This window comes from Kitasatospora sp. NPDC007106, assembly GCF_040634455.1.
GTDB classification, from domain to species: domain Bacteria; phylum Actinomycetota; class Actinomycetes; order Streptomycetales; family Streptomycetaceae; genus Kitasatospora; species Kitasatospora arboriphila.
On the sequence record NZ_JBEYFP010000171.1, the window covers coordinates 1 to 10595 of the forward strand.

Annotated in this window: 7 protein-coding genes and 1 rRNA gene; 2 read left to right on the top strand and 6 right to left on the bottom strand. The window is 74.4% G+C overall.

What is annotated here, in order from left to right; translation table 11 throughout:
• A 16S ribosomal RNA gene (locus ABZ641_RS16285) occupies positions 1 to 87 on the bottom strand; the annotation flags it as partial.
• A 710-nt stretch (positions 88 to 797) separates the two neighbouring features.
• Here ABZ641_RS16285 and ABZ641_RS16290 point away from each other — a divergent pair.
• Together ABZ641_RS16290 and ptsP are read left to right on the top strand one after the other, a co-directional pair.
• Complete coding sequence (locus ABZ641_RS16290) at positions 798 to 1247, top strand: PTS glucose transporter subunit IIA (protein WP_344627375.1); 450 nt, start codon at positions 798 to 800, stop codon at positions 1245 to 1247.
• Positions 1248 to 1282: 35 nt separating this feature from the next.
• Positions 1283 to 2953: a phosphoenolpyruvate--protein phosphotransferase gene (gene ptsP, locus ABZ641_RS16295; protein WP_344627376.1), complete on the top strand. Its 1671-nt coding sequence runs from the start codon at positions 1283 to 1285 to the stop codon at positions 2951 to 2953.
• A gap of 107 nt (positions 2954 to 3060) precedes the next feature.
• Here ptsP and ABZ641_RS16300 read toward each other — a convergent pair whose 3' ends face one another.
• The 5 genes from ABZ641_RS16300 to ABZ641_RS16320 all read right to left on the bottom strand — a co-directional run bounded on the left by ABZ641_RS16300 (position 3061) and on the right by ABZ641_RS16320 (position 10256).
• A complete protein-coding gene (locus tag ABZ641_RS16300) occupies positions 3061 to 5079 on the bottom strand; it encodes an acetoacetate--CoA ligase (RefSeq protein ID WP_359982435.1) in 2019 nt (672 codons plus the stop codon).
• A gap of 190 nt (positions 5080 to 5269) precedes the next feature.
• Positions 5270 to 7150, bottom strand: a complete 1881-nt coding sequence (locus ABZ641_RS16305; protein ID WP_344627378.1) for an adenylosuccinate synthetase — start codon at positions 7148 to 7150, stop codon at positions 5270 to 5272.
• A 145-nt stretch (positions 7151 to 7295) separates the two neighbouring features.
• Positions 7296 to 8288 carry a hypothetical protein gene (locus ABZ641_RS16310; RefSeq protein WP_344627379.1) on the bottom strand — a complete coding sequence of 331 codons (993 nt, stop codon included), beginning with the start codon at positions 8286 to 8288 and terminating at the stop codon, positions 7296 to 7298.
• Positions 8289 to 8298: 10 nt separating this feature from the next.
• Positions 8299 to 9378 (bottom strand): molecular chaperone DnaJ, encoded by a 1080-nt coding sequence (locus ABZ641_RS16315; protein ID WP_344627380.1) that lies wholly within the window; start codon positions 9376 to 9378, stop codon positions 8299 to 8301.
• The gene (locus ABZ641_RS16320) at positions 9375 to 10256 is read right to left on the bottom strand and encodes an NUDIX hydrolase (protein WP_359982438.1); all 882 of its coding nucleotides are present in this window, start codon (positions 10254 to 10256) and stop codon (positions 9375 to 9377) included. Before ABZ641_RS16320 ends, ABZ641_RS16315 begins: the two co-directional genes overlap by 4 nt.
• Between the last annotated feature and the right edge of the window lie 339 nt (positions 10257 to 10595).

Consider the following 10595-nt stretch of genomic DNA (forward strand, 5'->3'; position numbering starts at 1 on the left):
CCACCCCGAAGGGCTTCACCGTTCGACTTGCATGTGTTAAGCACGCCGCCAGCGTTCGTCCTGAGCCAGGATCAAACTCTCCGTGAATGATGACCCGTAATCGGGTGCACACTCGCGTTGAGCGGCACGGCAACCACCGGAATAGGGTGGCCCCGCGCACTGCGTCCTCGCTGTGTTATTTCAAAAGGAATCTCCAACCGATCGATTTCCCGACCGGCCGGGGATGTCAACATATCTGGCGTTGACTTTTGGCACGCTGTTGAGTTCTCAAGGAACGGACACTTCCTTCGGACCGCCTTCCAGCGGACCCTCCGGGCGTTTCGCTCTTTCGTGTTTCCAGCTTATCAGATCCGTTTGCCACCGTTTAACCGGCGCTTTACGTTCCCGACTTGCTGAGTTAACCATCGCCGCGTGGCGACCCGTGCAACGTTAGCCGGTCTCGACCCGAGCGCCAAATCGGGACGCGCCGCGGTCACTCGTACGGAGCACCCCTCTGGTGGGCGGCGGCTGCGGGCCGTCGGTGCGGGGCCATCGTCGGCACTCCCCCGCATGCCGTAGAGTGCGGCGCATCGACACAGAGGACTAGACCACTTGAGTCGACGCAGACGCTTCACTGCTGTGTCGACGGGCCGGTGGCGGACGGTTCCGTGCCGCTGGAGCAGGGGGTTTCCCCGCTCGGCGCACTCCGCCGTTACGTGCCGGTATGTCCGAAGTTGACATGATTTAGGCTTCAGCTGATGCCGATGCCGCTGCTCTGCGGCCGCACGCGCTGTACTCCGCACCTGGGAGGCTCCACCATGACCACTGTGACCTCGCCGCTCGCCGGGCGGGCCGTCGGGCTGGCCAACGTGCCGGACCCCGTGTTCTCCGGCGCGATGGTCGGGCCCGGAACCGCCATCGACCCGGTGCGCGAGCCCACCGAGGCGGTGGCACCGGTCGACGGGCTCGTGGTGTCCATGCACCCGCACGCCTTCGTCGTCGTCGACGCCGACGGCCACGGCGTGCTCACCCACCTCGGCATCGACACCGTCCAGCTCAACGGCGAGGGCTTCGAGCTGCTCGTCGGCAAGGGGGACGAGGTCAAGCGAGGCCAGCCGGTGATCCGCTGGAACCCGGCGGCCGTCGAGGCCGCCGGCAAGTCGCCGATCTCTCCGATCGTCGCGCTGGAGGCCTCCGCGGAGGCGCTCGCGGACGTGGCCGAGAGCGGTGAGATCACCCCCGGCGGCGAACTCTTCACCTGGAACTGACCCCCGCGCTGGCCGGGTGAAAGGAATCCCTGAACGTGGAACCGATGCTTCGCGGTGTAGGAGTCAGTCACGGGGTCGCCATCGGCCCCGTGCGGCACATGGGAACCGCCGTGCTGGAACCCCCGGCGACGCAGATCCCCAGTGAGGACGCCCCGCGGGAGCAGGCGCGCGCCCAGGCCGCGGTGGACGCGGTCGCGGCCGACCTGATCGCGCGCGGCAACCTGGCCGGCGGCGAGGCGCAGGCCGTCCTCGAGGCGCAGGCGCTGATGGCGCAGGATCCGGAGCTGATGGCGGACGTCAGCCGGCGGATCGCGGTCGGCAGCAGTGCCGAGCGGGGCATCTACGACGCCTTCGCCGCGTACCGGGCGCTGCTCGCGGCCGCCGGCGACTACCTGGCCGGCCGGGTGGCCGACCTGGACGACGTGCGGAACCGGATCGTGGCGCGGCTGCTCGGCGTGCCGATGCCGGGCGTGCCGGACAGCGACGAGCCGTACGTGCTCTTCGCGCACGACCTCGCTCCGGCGGACACCGCGCTGCTGGACCCGACGCTGGTGCTCGGTTTCGTGACCGAGGAGGGCGGGCCGACCAGCCACAGCGCGATCCTGGCCCGGGCGCTGGGCGTGCCCGCCGTGGTGGCGCTGCCGGGCGCGACCGGGGTCGCCGAGGGTCTGGTCGTCGCGGTCGACGGCAGCAGCGGCGAGGTGCTGGTGAGCCCCTCGGTCGAGCGGCAGGAGGAGCTGCGCCGGCTGGCGGCCGAGCGGAAGGCCGCGCTGGCCGCGTCCTCCGGACCGGGCCGGACCTCGGACGGGCACCTGGTGCCGCTGCTGGCGAACATCGGCGGCCCGGCCGACCTGCCGGCGGCGCTGGAGGCCGAGGCGGAGGGCGTCGGCCTGTTCCGGACGGAGTTCCTCTTCCTCGACGACTCGGCGAAGGCACCGAGCGAGGAGAAGCAGTTCGAGGCGTACCGGAAGGTGCTGGAGGCCTTCCCGGAGCGCCGGGTGGTCGTGCGGGTGCTGGACGCCGGGGCCGACAAGCCGCTGGACTTCCTGACGCCGGCCGACGAGCCGAACCCCGCGCTGGGTGTCCGCGGTCTGCGGACGCTGCTGGACCACCCGGAGGTGATGGCGGCGCAGCTGCGCGCGCTCGCCCGGGCTGCCGAGGGGCTGCCGGTGCACCTGGAGGTCATGGCGCCGATGGTGGCGGACCGGCAGGACGCGAAGGCGTTCGCGGACGCCTGCCGGGAGGCCGGGCTGACCGCGAAGTTCGGTGCGATGGTGGAGATCCCGTCGGCGGCGCTGCGGGCGCGGTCGATCCTGCAGGAGGTCGAGTTCCTGTCGCTGGGGACGAACGACCTGGCGCAGTACACCTTCGCGGCGGACCGGCAGGTCGGTGCGGTGGCGCGGCTGCAGGACCCGTGGCAGCCGGCGTTGCTGGACCTGGTCGCGCTGTCGGCCGAGGCCGCGCTGGCGACCGGGAAGAGCTGCGGCGTGTGCGGTGAGGCGGCGGCCGACCCGCTGCTCGCCTGTGTGCTCACCGGGCTCGGGGTGACGAGCCTGTCGATGGGTGCCTCGTCGATCCCGTACGTGCGGACGGCGTTGGCCAAGGTCACGCTGGCGCAGTGCAGGCGTGCCGCGGCGGCGGCGCGGGCTGCGGACACCGCGGCCGACGCGCGTGCCGCGGCGCACCAGGTGCTGACCGGCGAGTAGACGCCCCGGGGCAGGGCCGGGGCTCGCAGGGGCGCTTCCACCGTGGGGGTTGGAAGCGCCCCTGCTCGGCTGTCCGGGTCCGTCCGGCGACTGCCGGCGGGTCGGGCTCAGCCGCGGCGCTCGGCGCCCAGGTGCTCGAAAAACCGGAGGTGGTCGATGTTGTCGACCGAGCCCGGGTTGACCGCCTTCTCCAGCGGGGTGCCGGAGAGCAGCCGCTTCACGGGGACCTCGATGCGCTTGCCGGTGAGGGTGTGCGGCAGGCCGTTGACGGCGATGATCTCGTCCGGCACGTGGCGGGGCGAGAGCTGGGTGCGCAGTTCGGTGCGGACGCGGGCACGCAGCGAGTCGTCGAGGTCCGCGCCGGGGGCGAGGACGACGAAGAGCGGCATCCAGTAGCCGCCGTCGGGCTCCTCGACGCCGATGACCAGGGACTCCGCGATCTCGGGGAGGCGTTCGACGACCTCGTAGATGTCGGAGGAGCCCATCCGGACGCCCTGGCGGTTGAGGGTGGAGTCGGAGCGGCCGTGGATGACGACGGTGCCGCGCGAGGTGACGGTGATCCAGTCGCCGTGGCGCCAGACGCCCGGGTACATGTCGAAGTAGCTGTCGCGGTAGCGGGTGCCGTCGGGGTCGTTCCAGAAGCCGATCGGCATGGAGGGCAGCGGCCCGGTGACGACGAGCTCGCCGACCTGGTCGGTGAGGGGGTGGCCCTGGACGTCCCAGGAGGCGACGGCGGCGCCGAGGCAGGGGGCCTGGATCTCGCCGAGGTGGACGGGGAGGGTGGGGACGCCGCCGACGAAGCAGCTGCAGACGTCGGTGCCGCCGCTGACGGAGGCGAGCCAGACGTCCTTCTTGACCTCGTCGTAGATCCATTGGAAGCCGTCGGGCGGCAGCGGGGAGCCGGTGGTGCCGAGGCAGCGGACGGCGGAGAGGTCGAGGTCGCGGCCGGGGTGGAGGTCGGCCTTGCGGCTGGCGATCACGTAGGCGGCGGAGGTGCCGAGGACGGTGGCGCGGGTGCGGGCGGCGACGGACCAGAGGGCGCCGGTGTCGGGGTGGCCGGGGCTGCCGTCGTAGGTGACGATCGTGGACCCGACGAGGAGGCCGGCGACGAGGAAGTTCCACATCATCCAGCCGGTGGACGTGTACCAGAGGAAGCGGTCCTCCGGGCCGAGGTCGAGGTGGAGCGCGGCCTGCTTGAGGTGCTCGACGAGGATGCCGCCCTGGCTCTGCACGATGGCCTTGGGCAGGCCGGTGGTGCCGGAGGAGTAGAGCACCCAGAGCGGATGGTCGAAGGGGACGGGTTCGAAGACCGGCTCGTCGTCGCCGGCGACCAGCTCCGCCCAGTCGAGGGAGCCCTCGGGGGCGGGGGCGCCGAGCAGCGGGATGTGCACGACGGTGCGCAGCGTGGGGAGCTCGCGGCGGAGTTCGGCGACGACCTCGGTGCGGTCGTGGTCCTTGCCGCCGTAGTGGTAGCCGTCGATGGCGAAGAGGACGGTGGGCTCGATCTGCTGGAGGCGGTCGAGGACGCTGCGGGCGCCGAAGTCGGGGGCGCAGGACGTCCAGACGGCGCCGACGGCGGCGGTGGCGAGCAGGGCGACGATCGCCTGCGGGACGTTGGGCAGGTAGGCGCCGACCCGGTCGCCGGGGCGGACGCCGCGGGCGCGCAGCGCGGCGGCCAGCGAGCCGACCTGGCGGCGGAGCTCGGCCCAGGTGAGGGCGGCGGGCTGCTCGGTGGTCTCGTCGAGGTGGAGGATCGCGGGCTCGTCGGCCCGGTCGGCGTCCTCGGCGGCGCGCAGGGCGTGCTCGGCGTAGTTGAGGCGGGCGCCGGGGAACCAGCGGGCGCCGGGCATCGCCGGGTCGGCGAGGACGGCCTCGGGCGCGGTGGTGAAGCGGACGTCGAACCACTCGGTGACGGCCGTCCAGAAGCGCTCCAGGTCTTCGGTGGACCAGGCGTGCAGGGCGGCGTAGCGGGCGGCGGCCTGCTCGTCGTCGTCCGCGGGGGCGAGCGGGGCCGCCGGGGCGCCGTGGTGCTCGGCGGCCCAGGCCTGGAAGGCGACGATCTGCGCGGAGGCGGCGCGGGCCGGGTCTGGGCGCCAGAGCAGTCGGCCTTCGGGTGGGGTGCTCACGGTGGTGGTCTCCCGGGGTGGAGCGCCCCCGCCGGTGGCCGGGGGCGGTGGGCGGGGCTGCTCGTGGCGGGCGCCGCCCGCGTGGTGGCTGACGAGCAGACCTTGCCATGTGATCGTCGGGTGCGCCAGGGGCCCCCGCCGGTGGCCGGGCGCGGCGCTGCGGCACCGCGCCGGTGGCGACCGCCGGGGGTCAGACCAGGTGGGCGTAGTCGCCGTTGAACCAGGCGTGGGCCACCCGGGTGTGGAAGGGGAAGGCCAGCCGGGACGGGGTGGGGAGGAACTGCCAGCCCTCGGTCTCGGAGGTGGGGACGGAGGGCGGGAGCTCGCCGAGCCGTCGCGCGGGGAGCATGCCGAACAGGCAGAGGAAGCCGCCGGCGGTGTCGGAGTCGGTGGCGACCAGGGTGACCCGGGTGTGGTCGGCCTCGATGCCGGTCTCTTCGCGGAGCTCGCGGACGCAGGCCTGCTGCCAGCTCTCGCCGTAGTCGATGTAGCCGCCGGGGAGGGCGAGCTCGCCGTAGCCCGGCTCGATGGTGCGGCGGATGACGACCAGGCCCTCGGCCTCGGGTGAGACGACGGGCAGGAGGGTGACGACCACGGGCAGCGGGTTGCGGTAGCTGATCTCGTTGCAGCCGGGGCACGTCCGGGGCCAGGCGGCGGTGCCGGGGCTGTAGGGGGTGCCGCACCAGTGGCAGTGCGAGCCGGGGCCGTAGGTCTTCCGGTCGGCCTGGTCTGTGGTCATGGGGTGGATGGTACTGCGGTGGACGGCGGCTCGGCGGAGGTGTTTCTGACGGGAAGTCGGGCCGTGGGACTCGAGGAGGACGGGGGTGCCGAGGCGGTCGGCGATCGCGTCGGACCAGTCCTGCGGGTCGGGGCCGGGGTCGGTCAGGGTGCCGGGGCGGGCGCGGAGGAGGGCCTCGGTGAGGCGGGCCTGGGCGTCGAGGTCGCCGGCCATGCCGGTGGTGACGGCGTGCAGGGGGGCGCCGTCCAGCTCGTAGCCGTCGCAGAGGCGCAGGTCGCGGTGGTGGGCGGGGGTGTCGAGGTGGGTGAGGGCGAGGGCGTCGGCGCCGCCGGTGGCGGCGAGGGCGTAGCGGTGGCCGGGGGTGTCGAAGTGGCCGGTGCGGAAGGCGCCCTGCCAGCGGCCGGTGGTGTTGTGGGGTTCGGGGAGGTCGAGGGCCTTGTCCTCGGTGGGGAGCGGGCCGGGGCCGTGGCGGGTGGTGTAGGTGCGCAGGACGCCGAGCCGGAGGGCGGCGGCGGGGGCTCCGGACTCGGCGAGCAGGGTCTCGGCGTTGGCGAAGGTGGTGGTGGACCAGGTGGTGTGGGGGTGGAAGCCGTGGTGCTCGTCGAGCAGGACGCCCTGGGCGCCCTCGAAGATCACCGGGCCGGTGCGCAGCAGGTGGGCGAGGTGGTCGCCGTCGGTGAGGCGGACCCGGGCGCCGAAGGCGGTGAAGGCCTCGGCGCAGTCGGCGGGCGGCGGGGCGGGGAGCTCGGCGGGGTCGAGGCCGAGCCGGTCGGCGAGGCGGTCGCGGAGCAGGGTGAGGAGGGTGAGCAGCCGGGCGGGGCGGGTGCAGTCGCCGGCGGTCGGGGCGTCCTCGGGGTGGTCCAGGGCGTAGCTCGCGGTCTCGCCGATGCCGAGGCCGCAGGAGCCGTGGCGGTCGGGGCCGCGGCGCTGTTCGCGGATGCGGTTGGCGGCGGCGTGGTACGGGGTGGTGAGCAGGGCGCGGCGGTCGACGGTGAGCAGGGCGAACGGGTCGGGGACGCCGAGGGTGGCCAGGTGGCGGGCCTCGGCGGCGAGGGCGAGCGGGTCGACCAGCATGAACCGGGAGAGGTGGGTGGGGACGCCGGCGAGGGTGCCCGAGCCGAACTGGGCGAAGGTGTGGTGGCGGCCGTCGTCGGTGACGACGTTGTGCGCGGCCTGGGCGCCGCCGTTGTGGCGGACGACGGCGCGGGCCGGGTGGGGGCTGTCGGGGCCGAGCGGGCCGCGGCAGAGGTGGTCGACGATCGTGCCCTTGCCCGCGTCCCCGTAGCCGAGGTCGCAGACGATGACGTGTCCGTCGAATCGTGGGTCGGTCACGGCGGTGCCCGTTCTGTGCGGGGTGCTGCGGCGGGTGGGTTCTGCGGCGGGTGGGTTCTGCGGCGGGTGGTGGCGGGCAGCGCTTGACCCGCGCTGCGGCCGGCCGGGGTCGGGCAGGCCGCAGCGTGGGTGGGGCGGGCGGTGCTCAGAGGCGGGTGGTGCCGGCTGTCGAGCGGTCGTCGGGGGCGAGCAGGGAGGTGCCGGGGACGGCCGCCTCCCTGCTGTGGCGGGCGAGCGAGTCCAGGGCCTTGCCGACGCTGGCGACGGCGCCGGAGCCGATGTCGGCGAGGTCGTCGAGGCCCTCCTGGAGGTCGATGGCCTCCTCACCGAGGCCGATGGTGAGGGCGATGGTCTCGCAGACGGCGTCGAGGTCGTCGAGCTCGATGACGTGCTGGCCGAGCAGCTTGCGCCAGGTGCCGAGGACCTCGGCGTTGCCCGCGTAGGCGGTGCCGGCCGGGAGGATGAAGTAGACGTGGTAGAGCTGCCGGAGCTCGGCGAGGATCGCGGTGACCGGGATGTCCTCCGGGATGTCCTCGCCGAGGACGGCCCGGACCTCGCGGGCCTTGACCTTGCCGTAGGGCAGTTCGTCGCCGATGAGGAAGAGGTAGCCCTTGCGGCCGCGGCGCTCGACGCAGTCGAGTGCGGTGTGGCGGGCCATGGCGTACATGGCGAGCTCGTAGGACTCGGTCATCTGCCCGCCGCCACCGCCCTCCAGCAGGATGTTGCCGAGGTTGTCGTCCATCCGGTTGTCGGACTCGAACTGGCCGAGCTGGAGCGGGACGCGGTCGCAGGTGGCGTCGCCGACGGCGCCGAAGAGGATCTGCGGGTCCTCGGTGTACCCCTTGCGCAGCAGCAGGCCGAAGAGCTCGGGGAGCTTGGTCTGCAAGGTCCGCGGGACGGTCTGCATGGAGCCGGTGACGTCGAAGAGGACGGCGATCGCCAGCGAGGCGGGGTGCTCGTCGGAGTCCCTGCTCTCGCGGACGGTGAGGGCGTGCGGGTCGAGGCTGGGGTGGGCCTTCCAGCCGGAGCGGGCGCCGCGGGTGGTGGCGTCGCTGTAGGCGAAGGCGCTGGCGCCGGTGCCTGCGCGGTAGTGCGCGGCGGCGTCGTAGACGTCGGTGGACCAGGTGCCGCTGCCCATCGGGGCCTCCTCAGGCGGTGGGTGGCAGGTGGAACGGCCGGAAGGTGCGCGGGCCGTAGAGGGTGTGGAGCAGTTCGTCGAGCTCGGCGAGGAGCTTCCAGGCGTCGTGCGGTCGGCGGGGCTCGGCGGGCAGGGTGCAGCCGGCGACGAAGGCGCGGAGCTGCCGCGGTGCCCGGTCGCCCATGAGCAGCTGGATGCAGCGGGTGGCGAGGTGGATGTCGGTGGCCTCGGTGACAGCCTGTCGGGCGGGGACCTCCGGCGGGTAGAGCGCGCGGTGGCGCTCGACCAGAGCGGGCGCGGGGGCGGGCGCGCCGGTGCCCGCGTAGCACCAGTCGACGAGGACGAGGCCGTGGTCGGCGGGGTGGACGAGGACGTGCTCGGGGAGGACCGCGCCGTGCCGGACCCCGGCGCGGTGGGCGTAGCCGAGCGCGACGAGCAGGCGGCGCCAGATCCAGGCGGCGTCCCGCGGGTCGAGGCCGTCGGGGTGGGCCGCGAGGACGTCGGTGAGCGGGCGCAGGCCCTCGCGGCGGACGAGGGCGTTGACCTGGCGCGGGGCACCGGCCGGGTCGGCGGTGTCCTGGTGGTGGAAGGTCTCCAGCAGGGTGGGGGCGTAGGCGTGGAAGCGGCGGTCGCCGTGGCGGGCGAGCCGGGTGAGGGCGGTGGCCTCGCGTTCGAGGAGGTCGTTGTCGAGGGCGCTGCGGGGGATCTTGAGCAGCACCTCGGTGCCGGACCCGGTGGTGGCGGCGCGCAGGACGGCGATGTCGCCGGTGGCCGCGACCGGGCCGAGCCGATAGGTGTGCCGGCCGGTGCGCAGCTCGGCGGTGGTGTCACCGGCGGGCCCCTGGTGCTGCTCCCAGAGCCGGCCGAGGGTGAGGAAGGCGGCGGTGGCACGGGGGCGGTCGGCGGCGGGTGCGGTGTCGGGGTGGAGGAGGCGGGCGAGGCGGCGGTAGCGCCGGGCCGCCTCGGCCGGGTCGGCGGGGAACAGCTCCGCCGGGCCGGTGGCGGTGAGGACGGCGGCGGCCGCGTCCGCGAAGGTGCGCGGTGCGGGGCCGGGCCCGGCAGGCGGCCGGGCGGTGCGCGGAGCCGTCATCGGATGTCGTCCTCGTGGGCGGGGCGCAGCAGCGGCGGGTGGAGGAGGCGGGCGTCGCCGGCGTGGTAGGTGCGGGCGCGCGGGCCGCCGCGGGTGCCGCCGCGTTCGGTGGTGGTGCCGGTGGACTCGACGAAGCCGGGTACGGAGAGCACCTTGCGGTGGAAGTTGCCGGCGTGCAGCCGCTCGCCCCAGACGGCCTCGTAGACGGCGCGCAGCTCGGGGATGGTGAAGTCGTGGCGGAGGAAGGCGGTGGCGAGCGGGCTGTACTCGATCTTGGCCCGGGCCCGGTCCAGGCCGTCCGCGAGGATCACGGCGTGGTCGAAGGCGAGCCGGGTGCCGGGCCGGCCGCCGACGCCACCCCCGTGGGTGTCGGCGGCCGGCCCGGTGGTTCGGGAGGAGGTCAGGTCGAGTGCGGAGACCGGGTGCCAGGCGGCGGCCGCGGCGTCGGTGCCGGCCTGCGGATCGGGCAGGTCGGGGGCGAAGGCGAGGTAGGCGACGGAGACCACGTGCATGCGCGGGTCACGATCGGGGGCACCGTAGCTGCCGAGCTGCTCCAGGTGGATGCGGCTGAGGGTGGCGGCGGCCTCCAGGGTGCCCTGCAGGCCGGTCTCCTCGGCGAGCTCGCGGACGGCGGCGCCGGGGAGGTCCTCCTCTCCCGCGCGGAGGAAGCCGCCGGGCAGCGCCCAGCAGCCCTGGTAGGGCGGCTCGCCGCGCTCGACCAGCAGGACGTGCAGCTCGTCGGCGCGCAGCGTCAGGGCGACCACGTCGACGGTGACGGCGACGGGGGTGTAGGCACGCGGGTCGTAGGCCGCGAGCCAGGCGTGCTCGCCGCCGCCCGCGGTCTCGCCCGGGCCCCCGGTGTCGCTGTCGCCTGCCATGCCTGTGCCTGCCTTCGGTGGGAGCTGCGGTGCGCCCGTCGGACCGTCCGGCGGCCGAGCGACACCCGGGAGTCGTTCTCCAAGTGAGAACAACGTAGCGCAGCGGGCCGACGGCCGCCAGCCGATTTCGATCACTCGTACGGGTGGTTCGCCCCGGCGGCGGCCCGTACGGCCGGGTCGCGGGCCGATCCGCGCCCCGGGCCTCCGCGGCGGCCGCGGCCGCTCTACAGTTCAGGCATCCGCACCGGCCCTGCAGCAGGAGTCGGCCCGCGCCGCAGGAGGTGTCCCGTGCCCGCCGCTCCCCCGCCCGCCGCGCCGGGCGCCCGTCCGGGTTTCGCA

Excerpts from the sequence above, each read along its gene's own strand:
- ABZ641_RS16290 (WP_344627375.1), top strand. The coding sequence starts at position 798 with ATGACCACTGTGACCTCGCCGCTCGCCGGGCGGGCCGTCGGGCTGGCC.
- ABZ641_RS16310 (WP_344627379.1), bottom strand. The coding sequence starts at position 8,288 with ATGGGCAGCGGCACCTGGTCCACCGACGTCTACGACGCCGCCGCGCAC.
- ABZ641_RS16315 (WP_344627380.1), bottom strand. The coding sequence starts at position 9,378 with ATGACGGCTCCGCGCACCGCCCGGCCGCCTGCCGGGCCCGGCCCCGCA.
- ABZ641_RS16320 (WP_359982438.1), bottom strand. The coding sequence starts at position 10,256 with ATGGCAGGCGACAGCGACACCGGGGGCCCGGGCGAGACCGCGGGCGGC.